20 protein-coding genes are annotated in these 24,729 nt (G+C 50.9%); 8 read left to right on the forward strand and 12 right to left on the reverse strand.

Annotation, left to right across the window (positions count from 1 at the left end; translation table 11 throughout):
- Nucleotides 1–21: 21 nt before the first annotated feature.
- From FIU95_RS01910 to FIU95_RS01925, 4 genes are all read right to left on the reverse strand, one after another.
- A complete protein-coding gene (locus tag FIU95_RS01910; RefSeq protein WP_152450999.1) occupies nt 22–1,269 on the reverse strand; it encodes a sensor histidine kinase KdpD in 1,248 nt (415 codons plus the stop codon).
- Nucleotides 1,253–1,948, reverse strand: a complete 696-nt coding sequence (locus FIU95_RS01915) for a response regulator transcription factor (protein WP_152451001.1) — start codon at nt 1,946–1,948, stop codon at nt 1,253–1,255. The genes FIU95_RS01910 and FIU95_RS01915 overlap by 17 nt, the downstream gene beginning before the upstream one ends.
- Before the next feature lie 76 nt (nt 1,949–2,024).
- Nucleotides 2,025–2,762: a pteridine reductase gene (locus tag FIU95_RS01920; RefSeq protein WP_172975298.1), complete on the reverse strand. Its 738-nt coding sequence runs from the start codon at nt 2,760–2,762 to the stop codon at nt 2,025–2,027.
- Nucleotides 2,746–3,966, reverse strand: coding sequence for a multifunctional CCA addition/repair protein (locus FIU95_RS01925; protein WP_152451003.1), 1,221 nt, complete (start codon nt 3,964–3,966; stop codon nt 2,746–2,748). The genes FIU95_RS01920 and FIU95_RS01925 overlap by 17 nt, the downstream gene beginning before the upstream one ends.
- Nucleotides 3,967–4,497: 531 nt before the next feature.
- On the opposite strand from FIU95_RS01925, the gene FIU95_RS01930 reads away from it, so the two are divergent.
- On the forward strand, nt 4,498–5,070 hold the full coding sequence (locus FIU95_RS01930; RefSeq protein ID WP_152451005.1) for a helix-turn-helix domain-containing protein: 573 nt from the start codon (nt 4,498–4,500) through the stop codon (nt 5,068–5,070).
- 81 nt (nt 5,071–5,151) lie between these two features.
- On the opposite strand, the gene FIU95_RS01935 is transcribed toward FIU95_RS01930, so the two are convergent.
- The 3 genes from FIU95_RS01935 to FIU95_RS01945 form a co-directional block, all read right to left on the reverse strand.
- Nucleotides 5,152–6,741: a SpoVR family protein gene (locus tag FIU95_RS01935; protein ID WP_152451007.1), complete on the reverse strand. Its 1,590-nt coding sequence runs from the start codon at nt 6,739–6,741 to the stop codon at nt 5,152–5,154.
- The gene (locus FIU95_RS01940) at nt 6,735–8,018 is read right to left on the reverse strand and encodes a YeaH/YhbH family protein (RefSeq protein WP_152451009.1); all 1,284 of its coding nucleotides are present in this window, start codon (nt 8,016–8,018) and stop codon (nt 6,735–6,737) included. Before FIU95_RS01940 ends, FIU95_RS01935 begins: the two co-directional genes overlap by 7 nt.
- Before the next feature lie 188 nt (nt 8,019–8,206).
- The gene (locus FIU95_RS01945; protein WP_152451011.1) at nt 8,207–10,129 is read right to left on the reverse strand and encodes a PrkA family serine protein kinase; all 1,923 of its coding nucleotides are present in this window, start codon (nt 10,127–10,129) and stop codon (nt 8,207–8,209) included.
- 354 nt (nt 10,130–10,483) lie between these two features.
- On the opposite strand from FIU95_RS01945, the gene galE reads away from it, so the two are divergent.
- On the forward strand, nt 10,484–11,512 hold the full coding sequence (gene galE, locus FIU95_RS01950) for a UDP-glucose 4-epimerase GalE (RefSeq protein ID WP_152451013.1): 1,029 nt from the start codon (nt 10,484–10,486) through the stop codon (nt 11,510–11,512).
- A 571-nt stretch (nt 11,513–12,083) separates the two neighbouring features.
- Here the strand turns inward: galE and FIU95_RS01955 are convergent.
- The 5 genes from FIU95_RS01955 to FIU95_RS01975 form a co-directional block, all read right to left on the reverse strand.
- Nucleotides 12,084–12,896 carry a symmetrical bis(5'-nucleosyl)-tetraphosphatase gene (locus FIU95_RS01955; protein WP_152451015.1) on the reverse strand — a complete coding sequence of 271 codons (813 nt, stop codon included), beginning with the start codon at nt 12,894–12,896 and terminating at the stop codon, nt 12,084–12,086.
- Between the two features lie 27 nt (nt 12,897–12,923).
- Nucleotides 12,924–13,724: a 16S rRNA (adenine(1518)-N(6)/adenine(1519)-N(6))-dimethyltransferase RsmA gene (rsmA, locus tag FIU95_RS01960; protein WP_152451017.1), complete on the reverse strand. Its 801-nt coding sequence runs from the start codon at nt 13,722–13,724 to the stop codon at nt 12,924–12,926.
- Nucleotides 13,725–13,777: 53 nt separating this feature from the next.
- Nucleotides 13,778–14,764 (reverse strand): 4-hydroxythreonine-4-phosphate dehydrogenase PdxA, encoded by a 987-nt coding sequence (gene pdxA / locus FIU95_RS01965; protein ID WP_152451019.1) that lies wholly within the window; start codon nt 14,762–14,764, stop codon nt 13,778–13,780.
- A gap of 72 nt (nt 14,765–14,836) precedes the next feature.
- Entirely contained in the window at nt 14,837–16,159 is a 1,323-nt protein-coding gene (locus FIU95_RS01970; protein WP_253868795.1) for a peptidylprolyl isomerase, read from the reverse strand.
- A 20-nt stretch (nt 16,160–16,179) separates the two neighbouring features.
- Nucleotides 16,180–18,780, reverse strand: coding sequence for an LPS-assembly protein LptD (locus FIU95_RS01975; protein ID WP_152451021.1), 2,601 nt, complete (start codon nt 18,778–18,780; stop codon nt 16,180–16,182).
- Between the two features lie 261 nt (nt 18,781–19,041).
- On the opposite strand from FIU95_RS01975, the gene FIU95_RS01980 reads away from it, so the two are divergent.
- The 6 genes from FIU95_RS01980 (at nt 19,042) to FIU95_RS02005 (ending at nt 24,667) form a co-directional block, all read left to right on the forward strand.
- On the forward strand, nt 19,042–20,082 hold the full coding sequence (locus FIU95_RS01980; RefSeq protein ID WP_152451023.1) for an aminoglycoside phosphotransferase family protein: 1,041 nt from the start codon (nt 19,042–19,044) through the stop codon (nt 20,080–20,082).
- A 28-nt stretch (nt 20,083–20,110) separates the two neighbouring features.
- Nucleotides 20,111–20,818, forward strand: coding sequence for a nucleotidyltransferase family protein (locus tag FIU95_RS01985; protein ID WP_253868797.1), 708 nt, complete (start codon nt 20,111–20,113; stop codon nt 20,816–20,818).
- Nucleotides 20,819–20,837: 19 nt separating this feature from the next.
- Entirely contained in the window at nt 20,838–21,500 is a 663-nt protein-coding gene (gene rpe / locus FIU95_RS01990; RefSeq protein WP_152451025.1) for a ribulose-phosphate 3-epimerase, read from the forward strand.
- A 230-nt stretch (nt 21,501–21,730) separates the two neighbouring features.
- Nucleotides 21,731–23,242 carry an anthranilate synthase component I gene (trpE, locus tag FIU95_RS01995; protein ID WP_152451027.1) on the forward strand — a complete coding sequence of 504 codons (1,512 nt, stop codon included), beginning with the start codon at nt 21,731–21,733 and terminating at the stop codon, nt 23,240–23,242.
- Nucleotides 23,229–24,092, forward strand: a complete 864-nt coding sequence (locus FIU95_RS02000) for an ion transporter (protein WP_152451029.1) — start codon at nt 23,229–23,231, stop codon at nt 24,090–24,092. Before trpE ends, FIU95_RS02000 begins: the two co-directional genes overlap by 14 nt.
- Nucleotides 24,089–24,667, forward strand: coding sequence for an aminodeoxychorismate/anthranilate synthase component II (locus tag FIU95_RS02005; RefSeq protein ID WP_152451031.1), 579 nt, complete (start codon nt 24,089–24,091; stop codon nt 24,665–24,667). Before FIU95_RS02000 ends, FIU95_RS02005 begins: the two co-directional genes overlap by 4 nt.
- The last annotated feature ends 62 nt before the right edge of the window (nt 24,668–24,729 follow it).

Here is a 24,729-nt window from a genome sequence, read left to right on the forward strand (position 1 = left end):
AAAAATTTGAATCTTAGAACGCTACTGTGTAAAAGATAGAGAGCACTGATAAATATTTTTTTTACATTGGATAGAGATGGTCCAATTCAAGGCTTCACAGATTCTCTTGGCCAGGAAAAGGCCTTGACCAATGCCGTCACTGCCTTCCCTTTTTTGGCCGGGTAAGAGGGAGGTTTCTAGATCTAATTGGTTGTCTGTGGCGTTCTCAAAAGAGAGTGCGTCCCCCTTATAGGTAATAACCAATTCAGGGCTGGTAGCATGCTGTAATGCATTGCTGATCAAGTTGTCGAAGAGCAGACTTACCAGGTGTCGATTGGCCAGGACTCTGACTTTGTGCCCTAACTTTAAATCAACAAAAAAATGCTTTTGTACAATTAACTGGTGTTGAGCTAAAAGACGTTCCTCTAGTAAAGCGCGCAATGGGATATCTTCCGACTGTAGAGACTCAGAGCGGGCGAGGGCTAATAGTGTCTTAACGGTTTTTTCCATACCGGTAACAGTTTCTAATAGCTCATTTTTCTCAGCTAAAGTCATTTCCCGATTTTGACTGAGAGCCAGTGTGCTTTTCAGAATGGTTAGCCCGGTGCGCAACTCATGGCTTGTATCCCGGGTAAACTCAGTTTCCCGGCGCAATGTTAGCTTTAGCTGGTTAAGTGTATCTTGCAAGGTACTTGCGAGATAACCGATTTCATCTTGTTCATTGTTATAGGGCAGGGAAATTTGAGAATCGCAGTTTCTCTGCTGCTGAACTGCTTTAGCAAGGGTTACTACAGGCGCGATGGTTTTACGGGAAATACGAAAAGCACAATAGAGGGCTAAGAGTAGGGTCAAGATACAGGCGCTGGCAAAGAGCCAAAGAAGTTTTGAAGATTGTCGCGTAACAGTGAGCAATTCACTGACTTCAGCTACGAGAACGGCGGAATGGTTGTCCGGAAAATGTACTCTGCGTAAATGGAAGTGATGTTCAGTATCACTAAACCACTCAGCCTTTTCTGCATAGCTTGGTAGGGCAGTGCGCAGTTCGGCCGGAATTATTTTGCTTTCAGTGTATAGCGTTAAATAGGGTAGGCGTGGCTTTGGGGTCGCACTAGTCAGTCTTGCCTGCTGTTCGAGGTAGCGGACTTCTCCGGCCAATAAGTTATCGAGTAAATGATCTTCAACTACATAGGCCACCATCATACAAATGGCAAAAAACACCAAGCATAGCAGCAGGGTAAAACTGCCAAAAATAGCGAAGACCTTCCTCTGTAAATTACTGGTTTCGCGCATTGGGAGTTTCCAACTGATAACCGAGATTGGTGATGGTTTTTAACATAGGGGCCTGGAAAGGCTTATCCAGTGTTTGGCGAAGACTATAAATGTGGGATTTTAAGGCGTCTGTTTCTGGGGGGGCATCACCCCAAATATGGTGGATTATTGCCGAGCGGCTTACTGGTGCTGGCGACGCCTGGGCGAGCATAGTGAGAATGCGAAAACCGATAGTTGTCAGGGGCAGAGGTTGTTTATCCCGGTAGGCCGTTTGCTGGCGCTGGTTTATCTGTAAATCACCGACCTTAATTTCTTCACTGGTATGCAGCTGGTGTCTACGTGCCAGGGCGCGGCATCTCAATATCAGTTCCCTTGGTTCGAAGGGCTTACATAAGTAGTCATCGGCACCGATACCAAATCCGCGTTCTTTATCTGCGAGAGCATCTCGGGCAGTTAACATCAGAATGGGCATGTTAACCGGCGCTTGTATCTTGATCTTTTCGCAGACCTCTAAGCCGTCCATATCCGGCAGGCCCAGGTCGAGAATAATCAGGTCGAAGATTTGTTCCAGGGCCAGCTGTAAGCCCTGGCGACCCCGGTGGGCATAATCTATCTGCCAGCCCTCAGCATGAAGGAATTCGGCAAGCTGGCGGGCGATAGTGGGGTTATCTTCAATCAACAATATCTTTAGTGAGGGCACCGGCAAACCTCTTGTGGCAGAGAAAGTTGCCAAACATTCTGACAGAGTGCCGGTGAAATTGAAGTGAAGCGCCGCTCTAGATATTGAGGTTGCGGCCGCCGTCAACGGCAATAACCTGACCGTTGATATAGGGGGCATCACAGACAAGGAAGCGCACGGTCTTGGCGATATCGCTGGGGTCGCCGGTTCGGGCCAAAGGAATGCGCTGGGTGATTTGTGCTTTCTTGACTTCGTTAGTTGCCTCTTGCTCTGGCCAAAGAATGGCACCGGGTGCGACTGCATTGACCCGGACCTGGGGCGCTAACTCCAGCGCGAGGCTTTTTGTCAGCATTACCAACCCAGCCTTGGCGGCGCAGTAAATAGTGTGCTCGGGCATCGGGCGCTCGGCGTGGATATCTGCCATATTAACAACGCAGCCCTGTTGTTGGCTGAGTGTTTCTTTCAGGGCCTGAGTGAGAAAGAAGGGGGCTTTGAGGTTACTGCCTACCAGACGATCCCAATCCTCCTCGGTCGCCTTTCCCACAGGTGTGGGGTGAAATGCTGAGGCATTGTTGACCAGAACATCAATACGGCCCCAGGCCTCTTGCGCGCGCCGGGCCAGATTGGAACAGGCTTCGGCGCTATTCAATTCACTGTGTAAGGCTATGGCAGAGTTGGGGCGGAGCTGGTTCAGCTCGTTTGCCAGGGCTTTAGCTGCATCAGCCGAGTGGCGATAGTGAATAACAACTCTGTGGTCTCTATGTAGCTCTTCAGCAATAGCACGACCCAGGCGTGCAGCGGCACCGGTAATCAACACATTACGCAATGTAGTCATCCTTTACTTTGGCGATTGCCTTGATGCGCTCCCGGTCCAGTGCTTGCCCGAGTTTCGCACCCTGGTAGCCCTGTTTAATCAACTCCTCGGCAGTTACTGCCGCTGCCCCATCGCGAGCGGCGCGTAAAAAGTCCACCTGTGGATAATCTCGATTCTCCAGCCCCTCACGACCCCGGGCATCTGCCTCACAGGCGCGTAGAAAGTTTTCAAATCGCTCTGGACGTCGCAAGGCATCCAGGCTGCGGATCATTTTCATAATGGTCTGTGGGCGCAATTCGAAGGCCCTGTGGCAATGGAGGTGGTATTGGCAGACACCGATGGCCAGAGCAGTCAGTTCCTTTGGGGTGCGCCAGCGCTCACAGACAGCCTGCACCAGGGGAACTCCGGCGGACTCATGACCGGTATGACTGGGGAGGGTTTCATCGGGAGTGAGGCCTTTACCCAAGTCGTGTAGCAAGACGGCGAAGCGCACTGGCAGCTCGGCGGGGGCAGTATGGAGAGCCAATAAAACATGCTCGCCAGTATCTACCTCGGGGTGGTGTCTGGGAGGTTGGGGGACGCCGAATAGGTTTTCCAACTCAGGAAGCAGGATAGATAGGGCTCCGCACTCGCGTAGTATGCGGATAAAAATATCCGGGTCTGGTTCAGTTAAAGCACGGCTGACCTCTTTCCATACTCGCTCGGCCACCAAATATTCAATCTCGCCGGCCTCTACCATCTGCCGCATAAGGGCCATGGTTTCGTCGGCGACAGTAAACCCGAGGTGATGATAACGCGCCGCGAACCGGGCTACTCGCAATACACGCAAGGGGTCCTCGGCGAAGGCCGGGGATACGTGGCGTAACAGGCGGGCCTGCAGGTCTTCCTGACCTTTGTAGGGGTCGATTAGCTCCCCGTCTTCTGTCTCGGCCATGGCGTTGATGGTGAGGTCACGGCGCAGCAGGTCCTCTTCCAGAGTAATATCCGCTGTGGCATTGACTGTGAAACCGCCGTAGCCGTGCCCGCTTTTGCGTTCTGTACGGGCAAGGGCGTACTCCTCCCCGGTTTGTGGATGCAGAAAAACCGGGAAATCTTTCCCCACCGGGCTGTAGCCAAGGCTACGCATATGCTCAACATCGGTGCCCACCACCACCCAGTCGCGTTCTGTTACTGGGCGGTTGAGCAGTTTGTCACGAACCGCGCCGCCAACAAGGTAGGTCTTCAAGTGAAACTCTCCACTACTGGAGAAAGTGATTTTTTGGAAAGGGGTTGCACTGCCATAAATCCATTGGTTCCGGCACAGTCCACCAATTACTTGGAGGCAATATTAGGTGGGAAGTAAAGACTGGGATTTGGGCAAGATAAAAAAAAGGCCCCGAAAAAACAAGGGGGCCCAGGGTCTTAGGGTATTCGCTTAGCAAACATCTAATTGCCAATAGCGGGATAACTGACTTGCCGGCCATGCCCGCTGGAGAGGATCTGGCGACACAGATGTACCGCTAAATCTGGGGTCATTCTATGAGACCTGTCATACCTGTCAACTATATCTTTTAGTATTTTTTGAGGGGGTTGTTTCGCTGTTCGTTAACTAGATACATGGACCGAATTTCGGGCTGGTTTTGCAGCATTGAACAGCATAATTTATAGGGGCGATCCTGTTGGGCAGGATAATTTCGCGCCTGGCTTCGGGGGATGGAGTCGGGGCTCGTGAGGTTGACCTGGCCGTCAAGGACTGCAGTTGTTGGGGAGAATAAATATGAGCGAACTACATGTGCTAACCACCGGGGAAGCGGCTCGGTATTGTGGGGTCAATTTCCGAACGGTGATTCGCTGGATTGAGCGGGGGCAACTCAAGGCATACAAACTTCCGGGGCGGGGTGACCATCGTATTTGTGTAGAGGACTTCGTGGGCTTCCTACGGGATAACTCTATGCCGGTGCCGAATGACCTGGCGGTACCCAGTCGTAAAGTACTGTTGCTGACAACAGATCCAGAGCTGACCTCTTCAGGCTTGCAGGCGCTGAAAAATATTGGCTGTGAAATTGAGGTGGCTGGTGACAGCTTTTCCGCAGGCATTTTAATGGCTAATGCCAAGCCGGCGCTGTTGGTGGTTGATGCCGCCCTGGTGGGCGATGGGGGGTTCCAGGTACTGGATTACCTGAGATCGCGCAGTGAGTACAGCAATTTGCGTATCCTCGTTGTAGCCGCAGAAGAAGATCTGGATAAAGCGCGCTGGTTGGATGCGGGAGCGGATGCCCTACTGGCGCATCGAGAGGAGCGCGGTGAGCTGGCTGCTAAAGCCAGACTGTTATTAGAGGCCGATCACTAAGCCAAGCTTTTCTGCTTAGATTTATTCCTGGTCATTCGCCCCACTGTAAGGGAGCTTTATCAAAAAGCTCCCTTACAAAATTCAGATGGGTTTTGGAATGAGCATGGATTCTTCCTCCCCCTCCTGCCTGTCACGGCCCTGTTCAGGACAGTGGTAGCTCGCCGTAATCTCATCCCCGTTGAGACTGTTTAGATGAATATCAAAACCCCACAGTCTGTGCAGGTGCCGTAAAACTTCGGGTGTATCTTTGCCCAGTGGACGGCGGCGATGTTGGGTATGGTTTAGGGTGAGTGAGCGGTCTCCCCGGGTATCTACAGAGTAAACCTGGATATTAGGCTCCCGGTTACCTAAGTTATATTGGCCAGCAAGGTTTTCCCGCAACTGTCGATAGCCGCTGTCGTCATGGATTGCGCTGACAACAATTTCATTTTCCTGGTCGTTGTCACTGATACAAAAGAGTTTCATATCACGCATTACTTTTGGGGAGAGAAACTGCAGAATAAAGCTCTCGTCCTTGAAATCGCGCATGGCAAACTGCAGTGTTTCTCGCCAATTACTCCCAGCGATATCTGGAAACCAGCGACGGTCTTCATCGGTAGGGTCTTCACAGATACGCCTGAGATCACTGAATATGCTGAAACCCAGAGTGTATGGGTTGATGCCGTTGTAATAAGGGCTGTCAAAACTGGGTTGATAAATCACATTCGTATGGCTTTGTAAAAATTCCATCATAAAGCCTTCCGTGACACGACCACGCCGGTAGAGTTCTGTCAGCAGTGTGTAGTGCCAGAAAGTGGCCCAGCCTTCATTCATTACCTGAGTTTGACGCTGTGGGTAAAAATACTGGGCGAGCTTGCGTACGATACGCACTAACTCCCTTTGCCAGCCTTCGAGTAGGGGAGCATTTTTCTCAATAAAGTAGAGGATGTTTTCCTGGGGCTCTTCAGGAAAACGTTTTTCATTCGATTCTTCAGCGCCGTCCCCTAATTTTGGGATGGTTCGCCAGAGATCGTTTAGTTGTCGTTGTCGATACTCCTCACGCTCCTGTTGCTGGCGCTCTTCTTCGATAGCAGAGATGGGGTACGGTCGTTTATAGCGGTCAACGCCGTAATTCATCAAAGCGTGACAGGAATCCAGTACGGCCTCGACCTCATCAAGACCATGGCGCTCTTCGCAGCGGGAAATGTAATTTTTAGCGAAAATCAGGTAATCGATAATACTACTGGCATCGGTCCAGGAGCGAAAAAGGTAATTTCCCTTGAAGAAAGAATTGTGCCCGTAGGAGGCGTGAGCAATGACCAGGGCCTGCATCGTCATGGTATTTTCTTCCATGAGATAAGCGATACAGGGGTTGGAATTGATAACAATCTCGTAGGCGAGTCCCATTAGCCCGCGCTGATAATTATTTTCAACACTGATAAATTGCTTGCCGAATGACCAGTGGTTGTAGCCAACTGGCATACCTACCGATGAGTAGGCATCCATCATTTGCTCAGAGCTAATTACCTCAATTTGATTGGGATAAGTATCCAGGCCGAATTCGTCAGCCAGTTCGCCGATGGCGCGATCATATTCCTGGATTAACTCAAATGTCCACTCTGAAGTGGTAGAGATGGGGTTTACAGACTCTGGTTTTTGCGAGTCGTTGCCGCTGGCAAATGTGTCTAGCATCGAGCGGTCACCTTCTGGCTGAACAGTTGGCGGAATACAGGGTAGATATCCTGCACATCCACAATTTGCTCCATGGCGAAGTGATTTGGGAACAGTGTACGCACACTTTCATACTCTTCCCATAAGGCCTGGTGGTCTCTAGGGGTGATCTCCACATAGGAGTAGTACTGTACATGGGGCATGATGTCATCGATAAGAATGCGATGGCAGGTGCTGGAATCATCATTCCAATTATCGCCATCGGAAGCTTGAGCGCCATAAATATTCCATTCGCTGTCCGGGTAGCGCTCCTGCATAATTCGTCTCATTAGTTTTAAGGCGCTGGAAACAATGGTTCCTCCGGTCTCGCGGGAGTAGAAAAACTCCTCCTCATCCACTTCCTTTGCGCTGGTATGGTGACGGATAAATACGACTTCTGTGTATTCATAACTGCGTTGCAAGAATAGGTAGAGCAATAGGAAAAAGCGTTTGGCCATATCCTTGGTGGCTTGATTCATGGAGCCAGATACATCCATAAGGCAGAACATCACCGCTCGTGAACGTGGTTTCGGCTGCCGGATCAGCAGGTTATATTTCAGATCAAAATCATCGAGGAATGGCACCCGATCAACTCGCCTACGCAACTCGTTAATTTCACTTTTTAGGGCTTCTATCTTGCGTTGATCACGCAGAGCGGACTCTTTTTGCTCTTCGAGCTCCAGAGACTCTTCTAGATTGCGGATATGTCTTCTTTTACTACTGGTTAAGGCGATACGGCGCGCATGGGCGGCTCTGAGGGAGCGAATGACATTAAGACGACCAGGGGTGCCTTCGTTACTGATTCCCGCCCGGACCACTTGAAAGGACTCATTGCCAGCGAGTCGCCGTTTGATCATATTGGGCAGCTGTAACCCTTCGAACATAAAGTCCAGGAATTCTTCCTGGGAAATTTGGAAGACAAAGTCATCGACACCCTCACCGCTATCACTGGCACCGCCACCATTACCATCGCCACCTTTGGGGGGCTGGCGGGGTATACGATCTCCTGCGGTAAATTCTTTATTGCCGGGAAGAACGCGTTCAGTATGTCCGCCATTACCATGGGAAAATAGTGGTTCGCTGATATCTCGGGTGGGAATACTGATACGCTCGCCCTTATCCATATCCATTATGGAGCGGCTGTTCATTGCGTCGCCAACAGCTTTTTTAATATGGGCTTTATAACGCCTTAAAAAGCGCTGGCGATTAACAGTACTTTTCTTTTTCCCATTTAGGCGGCGGTCGATGATGTAGCTCATATTTCTGCCTTTAGTCTGAATAAAACCATCTGGCAAAGGCCACCAAGCAATCTATTCAGAAATACTCGTTCTGGCTATTGGGGCTCCGATAGGAGCCCTAAGTGGTTGAATTTTGTCGGCTCTACAGGGAGAGAAATAATCTCGCTTGTGTATTTGAAAGTCGCAGACAGTAAATTTAATAAACCCAGTTACTGTGATTTACGCACTCGCAGATACCACTCTGATAACAGTCGAACCTGTTTCTCTGTATAGCCACGTTCCACCATACGGGCAACAAAATCCGCATGCTTACGTTTGTCATCTGCCGAGGCCTTGGTGTTAAAGGAAATTACTGGTAGGAGGTCCTCTGTGTTGGAGAACATCTTTTTCTCAATAACGGCGCGCAGTTTTTCATAAGAGCGCCAATCTGGATTTTTGCCTTGATTGTTGGCGCGAGCACGTAGAACGAAATTGACAATTTCATTGCGGAAGTCTTTTGGATTGGATATGCCGGCAGGTTTTTCTGTTTTCTCCAGCTCCTCATTCAGTGCGCCTCTGTCGAGAATTTCTCCAGTCTCAGGGTCCCTGTATTCCTGGTCTTGAATCCAGAAATCGGCATAGGTGACGTACCGATCAAATAAGTTTTGCCCATATTCGGCGTAGGATTCAAGATAAGCCGTCTGGATTTCCTTGCCGATAAATTCTACATATCTAGGCGCTAGGTATTCCTTAATAAAGCCGAGATAATTTTCCTGGATTTCCGGAGGAAACTGCTCCTGTTCAATTTGTTGTTCAAGCACATAGAGTAAATGCACAGGATTGGCCGCCACTTCTGTGGCATCAAAGTTGAAAACTTTGGAAAGTATTTTAAAGGCGAAGCGGGTGGATAACCCATTCATGCCCTCATCAACACCGGCATTATCCCGGTATTCTTGGATGGTTTTTGCTTTTGGATCGGTATCTTTGAGATTTTCTCCGTCATAGATGCGCATTTTTGAGTAGAGACTGGAGTTCTCTGGATTTTTAACACGTGAGAGTACGGAAAACTGAGCCAGCATGCGTAGGGTATCCGGCGCGCAAGGGGCTTTTGATAGGGAGCTGTTTTCCAAAAGCTTTTGATAAATCCTGATCTCTTCATGAACCCGTACACAATAGGGTACTTTTACGATATAAATTCGATCAAGAAATGCTTCATTATTCCGGTTGTTACGGAAGGACTGCCACTCAGACTCATTGGAGTGCGCGAGAATAGTTCCATTAAATGGTATAGATCCGAGCCCTTCGGTGCTGTTGTAGTTACCCTCCTGGGTTGCGGTAAGCAGTGGATGGAGAACCTTAATTGGAGCCTTAAACATCTCCACAAACTCCATCAGTCCTTGGTTTGCACGGCAAAGGCTGCCAGAGAAACTGTAGGCATCTGGATCATTTTGAGGGTAATCCTCAAGCTTTCGAATATCAATTTTGCCAACTAGTGAGGAAATGTCCTGGTTGTTTTCATCACCGGGTTCAGTTTTAGAAATAGCAACTTGATCGAGGATCGACGGACGGATTTTCACTACTCTGAATTTACTGATGTCACCTTTGAATTCATGTAGGCGCTTAACCGCCCATGGAGACATGATGGTATTTACATAGCGTCTTGCAATTCCGTAGTCCTCCTCAAGGATGCGACCATCTTCACTCGGAGAGAACAAGCTAAGTGGCGACTCAAAAACCGGGGAGTCCTTGATCGCATATATGGGGACCTGCTCCATAAGCGCTTTAAGGCGCTCCGCCAGGGAGGACTTTCCGCCACCGACAGGCCCTAGTAAATAGAGAATTTGCTTTTTCTCCTCTAAACCCTGAGCAGCATGACGGAAGAATGAGACGATCTGCTCTATGGCCTCTTCCATGCCATAGAACTCACTGAAGGCTTTGTAACGCTTAATAACTTTGTTACAGAATATACGTGATAGACGGGCATCGCGGGAGGTGTCAATCAGTTCTGCCTCGCCAATAGCCATCAGCATCCTCTCAGCGGGAGAGGCGTAGGCGCTGCGGTCCGTCTTACAGAGTTCCAGGTATTCTTGGATACTGAGCTCTTCATCCTGGATTGACTCGTATCTTTCCAGGTAGTGATTAAAAATTGTCATAATATTTACCTCCCTGTAGCCTGGTGGGCAGAGTCCAGCGTCCTGCTTATCATTTGGAATCAGAGCACTGACTAGTTGTTTTGAAGACTGTATGTGCTGCTCGTTCCACAAAGTGAGTGGTTGGCGGTTATCCAGTCATTCCTTGCTAGAGAGTTGCCCGGCATAAAGCACTATTCATTATCGCCGTTGCTAACCTTGTTCTTCCCCGAGTCCGATGAAACAGTCCCGGCTTCTCCAGCATAGCTTTCTGGTTCAGCACGGCACTGGATTAGTGTCCGGAAAGGTTGAATTTAATGGCAGTTTTAGTTTTTACTTACGGCCAACGGGAAGTGTACAGATTTGAGAGGAGTTGAAATGACGATTTTAGTGACTGGCGGTGCTGGTTATATTGGTAGTCATACCTGCGTAGAGTTATTGTCGGCAGGTTTGCATCCAGTTGTCGTGGATAATCTGTCCAATAGCAACCGTGAGGCTTTGCAACGAGTAGAGTTGATCACCGATAAAGAGTTACCTTTCTTCGATCTGGATATTACTGATAAACATGGGCTTCGCCAAGTATTTGTAGATTTCAACATAGAGGCAGTAATCCATTTCGCTGGGCTTAAAGCAGTGGGAGAGTCTGTAAGCCAACCTCTGCGTTATTACCAAAATAATGTTGCTGGTACCCTGGCTCTAATGGAGGTGATGGAGGAGTTTGATGTTAACAAAATCATTTTCAGTTCATCAGCCACGGTTTATGGTGACCCGGAAACGGTACCAATTCTTGAGGGGTTTCCTACTGGCGCTACGAACCCTTATGGCTCAAGTAAGCTGATGGTTGAGAATATAATGAAGGATATATGCGCTGCGCCAGCTAGCCAGTGGAAAATTAGCCTTCTACGCTACTTTAATCCAATCGGTGCTCATGAGAGTGGTCGAATTGGTGAGGATCCTAGTGGGATACCTAATAACCTGCTGCCCTATGTTTCTCAGGTGGCTGTGGGTCGGCGGCCATTCCTACAGGTCTTCGGAGATGACTATCCTACGGTAGATGGTACCGGTGTCAGAGATTATATCCATGTGGTTGATCTTGCTCGAGGCCACTTGGCTGCATTGAACATGCTGAGTAAAGCCTCAACTCAAGTGGGGTGCTATACCTACAACCTTGGTACGGGTAAAGGAAGTTCTGTATTGGAAGTAGTGCGAGCATTTGAGGCTGCTAGCAGCAAATCTATAGCCTATAAAGTTGCACCACGTCGCCCAGGAGATGTTGCTGAATGTTATGCAGATTCTGCGTTGGCGGAGAGTGAACTTGGCTGGAAGGCTGAGTATAGCTTAGAGCGAATGGTCGAAGACACCTGGCGCTGGCAGTCCCAAAATCCTAATGGTTACGAGTCTAAGTAACCCTCATTTCTGAGTGAAAGCTGAGTAGAGGGAGGGGGTCACTACTTTTAATTTCTCCCCATTTTTTGTGGAACTATTAATCTTCCAATAAGTATCTACCTCTTGCTGCTTATGTTGATTTCTTCTTTAGGGAGTGAAGACACATTGAAACGACTGTTGTTTGATAACTTAAGTATCCATAGGGAAGCAAAAAGAGTTATTGCAGATTTATGCTGCTATATAAATGCTCAGATAGTAGGAATATAGAGAAAAAATTATTCTGGAAAATAATCAGTTTTTAGAAGTGTCTTTTATTTCTGATTCCACTCTAGGGGAGAATCCCTGGTGAGTTTTTAGGTGATGGTTTCATTCCCATAGAGAGGTGATTGTTGCCGTTCAGGGATACTTATAGAAGCTTCTGATGTCATTTTAAGTGGCGCTACTAATCCTTTTGATAAAGAATTTTACCTGTAGTCTTTTTTTGGTTTCTATACACTTTGCACAGGTATTTGGTTTTACTTTCGCTTAATAAAAGAGGGTTTGTTATTTTGCCCTCATTATTTAAAACTCATAAGAAAAGTTTTGTGAAAGCTTAAATGCTGCAGTCGGTACAAAAGAACTCTTCATCGCCTAGTCGCATGGCCGTGAGATATCCACCCCAAACACAGCCTGTATCCAAAGCGTAAATATTTTCGGTATCAGCTCTGCCTTCAAGGGCGGCCCAATGGCCAAAAATTATTTTGTCATTTTTGGTTTTTCTATCAGGGAAATTAAACCAAGGCTTGTAATCCCCATGAGATGCTTGTGGTCCGCGCTTGGTAACAAGGTCGAGGGTGCCATCCTCTTTGCAAAAGCGCATTCGTGTGAAGTAATTAGTAATAGAGCGCAACCTCTCAATACCGATTAGATGATCACTCCAGCAGTGGGGCTCGTTACCGTACATGCCATAAAAAAAAGCTTTTGCCATTGCTTCGTCTGAGAGAGCAAGTTCGACTTCGCGTGATAGTTTCTGTGCTTTAATGATACTCCAGATGGGGGGGATGCCAGCGTGGACCATGGTATACCCCTTTTTATGCACCAGTAAGGGGAGAGTCTGTAGCCAGCTTAATAGACGGTCTGAATCCTTTGCCCTAAGAATTTTTGCGAGGTCTTGCTCTTTGTCTGCCAGATGCTTGGCGCCATGCGCCAGAGCCAATAAATGCAGATCGTGATTACCGAGAACTGCAGTGACTTGCTGGCGATGCTCATAGAGAAAGCGCAAGGTGCCCAAGCTGTCTTCGCCACGGTGAACCAAATCTCCGGCAATCCATAACTTGTCACGGTCAAAGCGAAAATGGATTTTTTTCAGTAGGCGTTTTAAAGATTCGAAACAGCCCTGAATATCGCCAATAGCATAAGTGGCCAAACTCTTATCCCCCGAGGTCTAGCTTGCTTATTGTTGCCCAAGCTTTGCGCAGTAATTCGACAATTGTACAAATTCTTGCACACTTAATGTTTCTGGGCGGCGGCTCGCGTCTACTGGCAGTTGCTCATGGTCAAGTGCAGGGAATAGGGGTTTTAGTGCGTTGCGCAGAGTTTTTCGGCGCTGTTGAAAAGCGATATTAACGATTCGTTCCAGTAGCTTTTCATCTTCCGCTATATAGGGAATTTCACTATGGGGGATCAGGCGGACAATAGCCGATTCAACTTTAGGCGCTGGTCTGAAGGATTGCGGAGGCACAGGGAATAGCCCTTGTACACGGCAGTAATACTGAACCATGACGGTGAGGCGTCCATAGGATTTTGTTCCGGGGCTGGCTCCAAGGCGATCGACGACTTCTTTTTGCAGCATAAAGTGCATGTCCTGCACTTTGCCTTTGAAGCTGAGCAGATGAAATAAAAGAGGTGTCGAAATATTGTAGGGTAGATTACCAACGATACGCAGAGGGCGCTCCGCGGCAAACTCACCAAAATCAAATTTCAATGCGTCCCGCTCAATAATCTTGAAGTCGGGATAATCCCTGAACTTAAATTCCAACAGGGGAATTAGATCCCTATCCAGTTCCACGGCAGTGAGTGAGGGGCAGCGTTGTAGGAGTAGTTCGGTAATAGCGCCTTGGCCTGGACCAATCTCAACTAATTTATCAGTTTCTTTAGGAGCTATAGAGCGAACAATACGCTCGATAATATTCCCATCGACCAAAAAATTCTGGCCGAAACGCTTGCGTGCCTTGTGTTGGAAAAAATTGTCCATTAATTAATCTGCAATTCTAAAAGTGGTATGAGGCATATATAGGCTGCTATTGCCTAGCGGGACTGTAGTTGCGCCAGTTCAATTGCCTGGGATAGGGCAGCTTCAAGGCTACCGCAACTGGCTTTGCCGCTACCAGCCAGGTCGAGAGCTGTGCCGTGATCGACCGAGGTGCGAATATAAGGCAAGCCCAGCGTTATATTTACGGCTTTGCCAAAGCCGTGAAATTTTAACACTGGCAGCCCCTGATCGTGGTACATAGCAAGTACCGCATCGAAATTTTCTAACTGAGGAGGGGTAAACAGCGTATCCGCCGGCAGTGGGCCGGTCAGATGGAGCCCACGACCGCGCAGTTTTTCAAGTGCAGGTTCAATCACTTCAATCTCTTCCCTGCCCAAGTGGCCTCCCTCTCCGGCGTGGGGGTTTAGGCCACAAACACCGATGTGGGGTGAGTCGATGTGGAATTGGTCGCGCAGACCACGATGTAAGATCTCCGCAATGAGTTCCAGACGATCACCGGTTATTGCCGCGCTGACATCTTTAAGTGGCAGATGTGTAGTGACAAGTGCCACCCGTAGCTCCTGAGCGACGAGCATCATGACTACCTGCGCTACGCCCGCTCGTTCTGCAAAAAATTCGGTATGGCCACTAAATGTAAACCCAGCTTCATTAATTACCCCTTTGTGCACAGGGCCTGTCACCAGAGCATCAAACCGGCCATTAAGGCAGCCATCTGCGGCTATCTCTAATGTCTTTAATACATAGGTGGCATTGGTAATGTCCAGCTTTCCTGGCCGGGAAGCCTGTTTCAAGGGGCTTTCTAAAATATAGAGACTGCCAGGGGCCGTTTCTGATAGTAGGGTATCTTCAGAGAAAGTTAGAAGCTGCAGGGGAAGCCCTAGTCTGCGGGCAGCTTGTTCCAGAAGGCTGGGATCTGCAATGGCAATCAACTGGGCAGGGCTGCCTTGCTGGGCGACTTTGACACATATCTCCGGGCCAATACCTGCAGGTTCTCCGGGAGTCAATGCGATTCTGGGTATCATAGAGAGGCCACACCTTATACGAATAAAAAACCGGGCGCTTTGGCCCGGTCTCAGAGATCTCAGAAAGCGCTCTTATTGCGCTTCTTCTTCGGAGTCCTCTTCCTTCTCATCTGTCAATTTGATCTCTACATAAGCCTGGTCTCGAATTTCCCGGCGCCAATTTTGCAGCTCTTCTTCATAGCGGCGGTTTCGCAGGAGGTTCGCGGCCTGGTTGCGGATGTACTGATCGGTCATGTCCTGTTTACGTCGACCCTCGACCTTTAGGATATGCCAGCCGAACTGGCTGCGAAATGGCAGACTGATTTCGCCGATGCCGGTGGTCTTCATGGCCTGGGTAAATTCCGGCACAAACTGTCCAGGCATAGACCAGCCGAGATCGCCCCCGGATAGCATAGAGCCAATATCTTCTGAATTCTCGCGGGCGAGTTCAGAAAAATTATCGCTGGTCATCGCCTCTTCGCGCATGGCCACAAGCTTGTTATAGGCCTCATCATCGGTAAGGATGGCGGAAGGCTTTAATAGGATATGGCGAACCTTAGTTTGCTCCACCAGCTGCTCACTGGCGCCTTTTTGCGCGTGTATCTTGAGTAGGTGGAAGCCGGCATCACTGCGGAAGGGTTCGGTGACATCGCCGACTTTGAGGCCGTTGAGCGCATCGGCAAAGAGGGTGGGGAGCTCCACGGTCTTGCGCCATCCCAAATCGCCACCGGCAAGGGCATTCTGACCGGCAGAGTTGGCGATCGCCAGGCGACGGAAATCGGTACCGTCGCGGACCTGTTTAACCAGCTCTTCGGCTTTCTCGCGCGCCTGGGTGACTTCACTGGCGGGGGCACTGGAGCTGATCGGGATCAGTATGTGGCCCAGCTCATATTGAGGGGACTTCCAGAACTCTCCCTCTTTGGAGCGCAGGAAATTGTCGATGTCCTGGTCACTGATCTGGATTCGGCGGTTGACGCTACCCTGTTCCACCCGGCGGATCATCAGCTCCTGGCGGATCTGCTGGCGGAAGCTCTTCATGGTCATGCCATCAGTGCGCAGGCGCTGACGAAACTCTTCTGGGCTGACACTAGCGTTTTGTTGAACTCGGGCGATTGCTTGGTCTAGCTCGGATTCAGAGATGGTAACGCCCGCACGGGAAGCCATCTGTAGCTGTAACCGCTCAATGATCAATTGTTCGAGTACCTGGCGGCGCAGAACATCGACAGGCGGTGCCTGAACCTGTTGGGCTTGAATCTGGCTGGCGATAGTGTTCATGCGTTGGGCCAGCTCACTGGCCATAACCACATCTTCATCGACAACAGCGACTACCCGGTCCAGGGTTTGTACTTGAGCTGTGACCGTGCCGGCGATCAGGGCGCAGGCAGCCAGAACGGATGACAGGCCTAGTTTAGGCATAAATTTCTGTATTATTTCCATCACGGTTTTAGCTTTTCTCTCTGATCAAAATTGGCAATTCCTTGGGTCAACATCTGAGTGACTGTTGCTCCAAACCCTGCTAAGCCCTTCAATTGTATCTCGAGGTAGATGCCCTCATCGTATTGAAGGTCTTCCGCTGCAACGACTCCGGCCAGATCATTGTCTAGGGTACGACGCCATAAAAGGCGCGCACGATAGCAACAATCGTCATATTCGATACCGGCAAGGTATTCCAGTTCCCGATTCAATGTCAGGTCATAGGCCGCGCCAGCCATTATAGAGGTATGGAGATTGATGGGCAGTACGGCTGAACTGTTGAGCTGCCTTACCGAGGAGTCATCATCATTATTTAGATCATCTGGGAAAAGTGGATCGTCATCCCGTTCATAGTAGTAGCTGAGGTTGAAAATACGGGCATCGTTATCAAGGTAACGCAAGCTGAAGTTGCCTCGATTAATATTGTGCTCCGAATCATCGTAGACCAGTTCGCTGCCTATACGGAGTGACTGAATAGGACGACTCTCCAGCCTTGCTGCAAGTTCTGAGCGTGGGGTTTCTTCAATAAGCTCCTTCAGACCAATTTGGGTGTCACTGGAGTAAAAGACTTGGCCGATACTGGCGGATAACAAATCTCGCCCACTAATAGGCTCGATAAAGCGAGTGGTCAGTCCTAATGCAACTCTGCTTGCATCATCGATACGGTCATTACCGGTAAAGCGACTGTGGCGGAACAGTTGATCGTAACTGAAGGTGAACAGCGAGGTGTCATAGAGCAAATTATTACTTTGCGGATCAATTGGGCCTAGATTATCGAGATCAGCATCTGTGATATTGAAGAAATCTTCTTGATTGGCGCTGCTACTGAGCAACCCATATAAGCGGGGCTCCAAGGTCTGAATGTAATCGCGGTTAAAGGCGAAGCCATCCCGCTCGAAGTAGAGGCCGGTGTCTAGAGTGAGCTGGGCGGCGGAAGCACTGGGAGTGTCGTTCGCGTCTTCTGGCAGGAAGGTATCACTGACTTGGTAACCTAGATAGCGGCCTGCCAATCCAGGTTTAAAGTAGCCCCACAGCCACTCTTTATCCCAGAAAAGCTCATAGTCTAGGCGCAGGCGGTCTGCGGTTACAAAGTCTCTTGTTTGTTCAGTGACACTGTCAGGGTCATCAATATCTTTAATAAATCTGATTGTCTGGGTATCCTGGTGTCGCCATACAGTAGCTTCATTCTGTAAGGCTAGCTGCCAGTCACCCCAGCGGTAATCCCCATCTACATCCAGCCGAGGTAGTTGGGCGAAAGTATCGAAGCGATCATTTTCCAATATCTGGTAATCTTGGGCGCGAAGCGTGATAGCCCAGTTCTCAAACGTCAATTTGCCCTGGGCTTTTTGGCTAACCTGGGTCTCTGCATTGACTTGAAGATTGGCGGTACTTAAATCCTTAAAATAGTCGGGGTCGCTGACTTTGGTGTAGTCGATATCGGTACGCCAGATACTGCCGCTATAGCCGCCCTGCTGTTCGAGGTTTACCAACCATCGATCTTCACCTTTGTAGGGCAGGACCAGGTCCTGTGGGAAGCCTCGGTCGATCAACTCTTGCGCAAGGTCACTGTTACCGCCCTTGTCGTCAGGGAGATCCGCGACACGGATTTCCGTATTGAACATGGGGCTCAGGTGGCGAAATTCCACCTCCAGGCCAGTGCCTCGGTACTGGATATAGCGGGGTGTGATGGTCGCATCCATCTGTGGGGCAATGTTCCAATAGTAAGGAACAGATAAATCCCAGCCGTTCTTTTCGCTGTTGCTCAGGGAGGGGAACAGGAAGCCCGACATACGCGCATCGCCCACCGGGAAGCGAAAATAAGGGAAGTAGAGCACGGGGACATCGAGTATCTCCAGGCGTACATCCCGCGCTGTTCCCTGGCTTTCCACTTGATCGATATTGATTTCACCGCCACTCAGGCGCCAGAAGGCCCGACCTGGCTCACAGCGGGTATAGGTGCCATCGGTAAGGGTCAATTCACCACTGGTTTGGCGAGCAACTTGAGCCGCATCGCCATGGATAAACTCGTTGTGCACCACATAGGTTGCATCCTCAATGGAGGCGGCCTCGGTGTCTGTGTGCACCTCGGCGGTGGCGCCTCGAACAAGCAAATTGGGTTCACGCAGTTCGATAGCACCGCTCAGATAAGCGGTGTTGGTCTGGCGATTGAGCTCCACCTGATCGGCAAACAATTGGCGATAGCCCTGGGTGATATGGACATTGCCACTCAGTTCAGCAGACCCATTGTCTGACAAGTGGGACTGTTCAGCCGTAGCACGCAGTGGCGCGTCTTCCGGGGGTAGATTCGCATCCGGATAATCTCTGGGCGGCTCAATAAAAGCGCCGGTACAAATTGCCGGTATCCTGGCTCTTTCCTCAGGGGTCAACTCTGAGCGGGGTAACCAATCCAGGTAGAGGTAAGGGTTATATTCGGGGTCTAGGGCGGTCTGCTCCGCCTGGGTCCATAGGGGGGCTGCGGCCATCAAGCCGAGCGCAACAGTATGGACTCGTGAATTCTTAGCGATCGCCAGCGCGAGGCGACGCCACCGGGAGACTTCAAGCATCAATCGATAGGTTCCGGCTATTCTTTGGTGTTTCTTTTATCGGCAGATGCGTGCACAGCTATCTAGCCGGGGCGCGCAAAAAATTATCGCCCGATTCTACTTGAATGTAGGAGTGGTTAATAGCCGCACAGGTGGTACGCGAGTAGCAAGGGGATAGTTGCTGCGTCTTATCGGGCAGGGTTTCAATGTGGGCCGCTTAGTGGGAAACTGCCGCGATAGAAAGAATTAGCGATAGGCCAAAGAGCAAATGAAGGATGTATTGTGAGTGATGACCTGCGACGAGAGACTCTGACTCGTTGGGTGGGGAGGGCTTTGGATACTGAGTCACCAATAGAGTTGGCCAAGCTTACCGGGGATGCAGGTTTTCGGCGCTATTTCCGTACTTCTACCGAGCCCAGATTAATTGCTGTTGATTCCCCACCTGAGCGTACCAATCCAGCCCGCTTTATAGCACTTGCCGATTATTTGCGGCGCAATGGCGTGCACACGCCCATGGTGATGGCCGCCGATACGACTAATGGCTATTTGCTGTTGGAAGATCTGGGCGATACCCAGTTATTCAATGTGTTGAGTCATGACAGTGTTGAGGGGCTCTACGCGGAGGTAATGAGCGAATTACTAAGCCTCCAGCAGATTCCTCGGGAAGAGGGTTTGTTCCCGGACTATAGCCAGGAATTGTTGCTGACAGAGATGCATATTATGCCCGAGTGGCTGGTAGGCAAATTACTAGGCTACTCCCTGAATGAAGCGGAAAACCGCCTGCTGCAAGATACCTTTCAACAGTTACTGGAAAGTGCTGCGAGCCAGCCGCAAACCCTGGTGCACAGAGACTACCACAGCCGCAACTTAATGGTCCGAGGTGGTGAACGTCCCGGAATCGTGGATTTCCAGGATGCAGTGTGGGGGCCGATCACCTACGATTTGGTCTCTCTGTTACGGGACTGCTATATCAGCTGGCCACGCCAACGGGTCGAGCGCTGGGCTTTGGCCTATGCCGCTACCGCAGAAGCTGCTGGGGTGCTGGAACCTGTAGACCCGAAAGAGTTCATAAAGTGGTTCGACTGGATGGGTCTCCAGCGTCACATTAAAGTGCTGGGCTTGTTTCCACGCCTTTCGCTGCGCGATGGCAAGCAGAATTACCTGGGGGATCTGCCCTTGGTGATACGCTATGTGCTGGAGGTTGCTGATCGCTATGAGGAACTCAAGCCGTTTGCGCAGTGGTTTGAGCAACAGCTGCTCCCGCTGATCGAGCAGCAGCCCTGGTACAGCGATTATCGCTGTGCCGGAGAGAAGCTTAGATAAGCCGAATAAAAACTGATAGATGAATTGAATGACTCAGCTCACCGAAAAAGCCCCGACAACCGCTATGGTCTTGGCGGCAGGTTTTGGGCGTAGGATGCGCCCTCTTACTGACCAAACCCCCAAGCCTTTGTTGTCTGTGGCAGGCAAACCTCTGATTGAGCATGTACTGGAGCGATTACAGGGCGTAGGAATTCAACGGGTAGTGATCAACCTGGGCCATTTGGGTCATATGATTCGTGACTACCTGGGGAACGGCAATCGCTGGGGCCTGGATATCCAGTATTCTGTGGAGCAGGAAGACCGGCCCTTTGAGACTGCAGGGGGAATTCTCAATGCGATGCCGCTGCTGGGAGAGGGTCCATTTTTTGTGGTTAATGGGGATGTCTGGTGTGACTTCGACCTTTCCCAGTGGGTGGCCCGCTCGCTGCCCAAAGAATGCCCCGGTCGCCTGCTTATGGTGCCCAACCCCCCGCATAACCCGGAGGGGGACTTTGGAATTGAGAATGGCCTGCTATCCGGGACAGCTAAGCCCCGCTATACCTTTGCCGGCATCAGCTGGCTACGCCCCGAAGTGTTGACCCGCTACCCCAAAATGCGCGAATGCTTCGGCCTTGGTGAGGTGTTCACCTTTAATGAGGATAAGTTACAGGCGGATTTATACACTGGGGACTGGTGTGATGTGGGCACCCCCGAGCGTCTGGAAAACCTGCATTACCGCCTGAGTGCGGAAAATTGAGTTACTGAAGGAAATAAAGATGTCAGATTACAAGATTGCCCCCTCGATTCTCTCCGCTGATTTTGCCCGCCTCGGTGAAGAGGTGGACAACGTGCTAGCGGCTGGTGCCGATTGGGTGCACTTTGATGTGATGGACAACCACTATGTGCCCAACCTCACCATCGGCCCAATGGTGTGCGAGGCGTTGCGTAAGCATGGTGTCGAGGCGCCAATTGATGTGCACCTGATGGTGGAGCCGGTGGACGATATGATCCGAATGTTTGCCGATGCGGGTGCAAGCTATATTACCTTTCACCCGGAGGCTTCACGCCACCCGGATCGCTCCCTGCAGTTGATTCGCAGCCTAGGTTGCAAGGCCGGCCTGGTGTTTAACCCGGCCACTGGGCTGGATGCGGCCAAATATGTGATGGACAAGCTGGATATGATTCTGCTGATGTCAGTCAATCCGGGCTTTGGCGGCCAGAAATTTATTCCGGGCACCCTGGATAAATTGCGTGAGGCGCGTCAGCTGATCGATGCTTCCGGTTACGATATTCGCCTGGAGATCGATGGCGGGGTCAACCGCGACAATATTGCGGAGATTGCCGCCGCCGGCGCGGATACTTTTGTTGCGGGTTCTGCGATTTTCAATGCCCCCGACTACGCTGAAGTGATCGGTGCAATGCGCGATAGCTTGTCCTGAGAAAAACCTGGCGGGTAACCTCTTGCCCGCCGTATACGGGATTTGTAAACTTGTGCACCTGCACAGAGGGAATTTCCGTGAACCACACTATCCCCACATCCAGCAGCTGGCGATGGCGCCGCTGATCCGCTGAGGCCAATGGGTCAAAGATACCATTCGGCCACCTCTCCCGTGGGCGCTGCCTATACTTTGGCGCCAACTAGAAAAATACCTAATAGATCGGAGTCTCTATGACCCCTAGTGAATACGCACAACTTGTGTCTGCGGGCTATAACCGTATCCCGCTGGTGCGCCGAGTACTGGCGGATATTGAAACCCCCCTGTCCACTTATATGAAGCTTGCCAAAGGGCGTTATAGCTACCTGCTGGAGTCTGTACAGGGCGGGGAGAAGTGGGGGCGTTACTCCATTATTGGTCTGCCGGCAAGAACTCTGCTGCGGGTACGTGGCAGCGAGGTTACGGTGGAGCGCGATGGGGCGGTGATTGAAAGCCACACGGAGCGGGACCCGCTGGCATTTGTGGAACAGTTTCAGCAGCGCTATCGGGTGCCGGAACTTACCGATTTGCCACGCTTTAACGGCGGCCTGGTCGGGTATTTTGGCTATGACTGTGTGCGCTATATTGAGCCGCGTCTGGCCCACAGTGTGCCGCAGGATAGCCTGGGTAATCCGGATATCCTGCTGATGGTCAGTGATGAGCTGGTGGTTTTCGACAATCTCGCCGGTGCGGTTATTTTTATTGTGCACGCAGACCCCGCTCAGGCCGATGCCTATGAGCGAGCCCAGCAGCGCCTGGATCAGTTGGTCGAACGGCTGGCCCAGCCGTTGCCGAATACTGTACCCCTGGATCTGGATGGCAAGGGAATCGAGGAGAGTGCTTTTCACTCTCACTTTGGTGAGGAAAACTTCAAGAAAGCCGTGGACCGGGTGAAGGAATATGTCCTCGCTGGCGATGTGATGCAGGTGGTGCCCTCCCAGCGCCTGTCGGCTCCCTTCGACGCACCGCCCCTGAATTTCTATCGCGCCTTGCGCAGCCTGAACCCCTCACCTTATATGTATTTCCTCGACCTCGGCGATCACCAGGTTGTGGGTTCTAGCCCGGAGATACTGGTGCGTCTGGAAGAGGGGGAGATGACTGTGCGTCCGCTGGCTGGCACTCGCCGTCGCGGTACCTCGGAAGAGGAGGATAAAGCCCTGGAGCAGGAACTCTTGGCCGACCCCAAAGAGTGTGCTGAGCACCTGATGTTGATCGACCTGGGGCGCAATGATGTGGGCCGCGTAGCGGCGACGGGCAGCGTGCGGGTCACCGAGCAGATGGTGGTGGAACGCTATTCCCATGTGATGCATATCACCTCCAATGTCAACGGCCAATTGCGGGAGGGGCTCACCGGTATGGACGCCCTGCGCGCGGCGCTGCCGGCCGGTACTTTATCCGGGGCACCAAAGATCCGCGCTATGGAAATTATCGATGAACTGGAACCGGAGAAACGCGGTATCTATGGTGGTGCGGTGGGTTACTTGGCCTGGAATGGCAATATGGATACAGCCATAGCAATTCGCACCGCAGTGATTAAGGATGGGCAGTTATTTATCCAGGCCGGTGCCGGCCTGGTAGCCGATTCAGACCCTCAGTCCGAGTGGGATGAAACCATGAACAAGGCCAGGGCACTGTTTCGCGCAGCGGGCATGGCCCTGGCTAGTAGTTGTAAAGAAGTAAAGATCGAACAAGATGAGCGAAGCTAGTATTCCCCAAAAAATATCTCTTGCCACCCGTTGCCAGCAGATAGTCGAAGCCCCGCTATTTAATCAGGTGATCATTGGGATCATCCTTCTCAATGCGCTGGCGGTTGGGTTGGAGACCTCCAGCTGGGTGATGGAGCATTTTGGTACCACGCTGGGCGTTGTTAACCAGCTGGTACTTATCGCTTTTATTTTAGAGGCGGCGATAAAAATAGCCTCGCAGGGATCGCGCCCCTGGCGTTATTTCGCCAGTGGCTGGAACTGCTTTGATTTCACCATCATTGCCCTCAGCCTGATTCCCGCTACAGGGCCACTGGCAACACTCGCACGCTTGGTAAGGGTACTGCGGGTACTGCGTCTGGTTTCCGCTTTCCCGGAATTGCGGACCCTGGTGGATACACTGTTGCGCAGCTTGCCGAGCATGATGCACATCGCAATTTTGATGGGGATTATTTTTTATATCTATGGCGTGGCGGGCTATTTCCTCTTTCACGAGGTGGACCCCACCCACTGGCGTAGCTTGCCGATCGCTCTGTTAAGTCTGTTCCGCATTGTGACCTTTGAGGATTGGACCGACATTATGTACACCGCTATGGACTCAATGCCCTGGGCCTGGCTCTACTTTGTCAGTTTTGTGGTCATGGGCGCTTTTGTCATGATTAACCTATTTATCGGTGTGGTAATCAATAACCTGGAGGAGGCCAAGCTGCGCCGTATGGATGAGATGTGCCTGCCACCCAGTCAAACCGAAATCCTGCGCGAATTGCGCTCAACCCAGGCGGCGCTGGCGCGATTGCAAAAACGCATGGAAGCACCTTCCGACACTGCACAGGCAATGGGGGCCAAGCAATGATTTTAATGATCGATAACTACGACTCCTTTACCTGGAATGTGGTGCAGTACCTGGAGGAGCTGGGTGCCGAGGTTGTGGTCAAGCGCAACGACGAGATCACCCTTGAGGACCTCGAACAGATGGCCCCAGCGAAAATTGTGATTTCACCAGGCCCCTGCACACCCAATGAGGCCGGGATTTCCCTGGAGGCAATTCGCCACTTTGCCGGTCGTATTCCCATTTTGGGCATTTGCCTCGGGCACCAGAGTATCGGCCAGGTGTTCGGTGGTCGCGTTGTGCGTGCCGGCCAGGTTATGCACGGCAAAACATCGCCTATAGTGCACAACAACCTGGGGGTGTTTCACGGCCTGTCCAATCCTTTCGAGGCCACCCGTTATCACTCCCTGGTGGTGGAAAAAGGCAGTTTGCCTGAATGTCTGGAAATTACCGCCTGGACGGAGACGCCTGACGGCGAGATCGATGAAATTATGGGGTTGCGCCACCGGGAATTGCCAATCGAGGGGGTGCAGTTTCACCCCGAATCCATTCTCACGATGCATGGCCACGATATGCTGAGGAATTTTCTCGAGTCCTGATGCTAAGGGCAAAACGCGGAGCGGTTATTTGCGCTCTGCACCAATCAACACTGAGCGGGACA

Origin of the sequence: Microbulbifer sp. THAF38 (genome assembly GCF_009363535.1) — a bacterium.
In the GTDB taxonomy this organism is placed as follows: domain Bacteria; phylum Pseudomonadota; class Gammaproteobacteria; order Pseudomonadales; family Cellvibrionaceae; genus Microbulbifer.

What these genes read in the sequence shown, in the direction of transcription:
- FIU95_RS01910 (WP_152450999.1), bottom strand. Translation starts at nt 1,269, where the DNA reads ATGCGCGAAACCAGTAATTTACAGAGGAAGGTCTTCGCTATTTTTGGC.
- FIU95_RS01920 (WP_172975298.1), bottom strand. Translation starts at nt 2,762, where the DNA reads ATGACTACATTGCGTAATGTGTTGATTACCGGTGCCGCTGCACGCCTG.
- FIU95_RS01930 (WP_152451005.1), top strand. Translation starts at nt 4,498, where the DNA reads ATGAGCGAACTACATGTGCTAACCACCGGGGAAGCGGCTCGGTATTGT.
- FIU95_RS01935 (WP_152451007.1), bottom strand. Translation starts at nt 6,741, where the DNA reads ATGCTAGACACATTTGCCAGCGGCAACGACTCGCAAAAACCAGAGTCT.
- FIU95_RS01940 (WP_152451009.1), bottom strand. Translation starts at nt 8,018, where the DNA reads ATGAGCTACATCATCGACCGCCGCCTAAATGGGAAAAAGAAAAGTACT.
- FIU95_RS01945 (WP_152451011.1), bottom strand. Translation starts at nt 10,129, where the DNA reads ATGACAATTTTTAATCACTACCTGGAAAGATACGAGTCAATCCAGGAT.
- galE (WP_152451013.1), top strand. Translation starts at nt 10,484, where the DNA reads ATGACGATTTTAGTGACTGGCGGTGCTGGTTATATTGGTAGTCATACC.
- rsmA (WP_152451017.1), bottom strand. Translation starts at nt 13,724, where the DNA reads ATGGACAATTTTTTCCAACACAAGGCACGCAAGCGTTTCGGCCAGAAT.
- pdxA (WP_152451019.1), bottom strand. Translation starts at nt 14,764, where the DNA reads ATGATACCCAGAATCGCATTGACTCCCGGAGAACCTGCAGGTATTGGC.
- FIU95_RS01970 (WP_253868795.1), bottom strand. Translation starts at nt 16,159, where the DNA reads ATGCCTAAACTAGGCCTGTCATCCGTTCTGGCTGCCTGCGCCCTGATC.
- FIU95_RS01975 (WP_152451021.1), bottom strand. Translation starts at nt 18,780, where the DNA reads ATGCTTGAAGTCTCCCGGTGGCGTCGCCTCGCGCTGGCGATCGCTAAG.
- FIU95_RS01985 (WP_253868797.1), top strand. Translation starts at nt 20,111, where the DNA reads ATGACTCAGCTCACCGAAAAAGCCCCGACAACCGCTATGGTCTTGGCG.
- rpe (WP_152451025.1), top strand. Translation starts at nt 20,838, where the DNA reads ATGTCAGATTACAAGATTGCCCCCTCGATTCTCTCCGCTGATTTTGCC.
- trpE (WP_152451027.1), top strand. Translation starts at nt 21,731, where the DNA reads ATGACCCCTAGTGAATACGCACAACTTGTGTCTGCGGGCTATAACCGT.
- FIU95_RS02000 (WP_152451029.1), top strand. Translation starts at nt 23,229, where the DNA reads ATGAGCGAAGCTAGTATTCCCCAAAAAATATCTCTTGCCACCCGTTGC.
- FIU95_RS02005 (WP_152451031.1), top strand. Translation starts at nt 24,089, where the DNA reads ATGATTTTAATGATCGATAACTACGACTCCTTTACCTGGAATGTGGTG.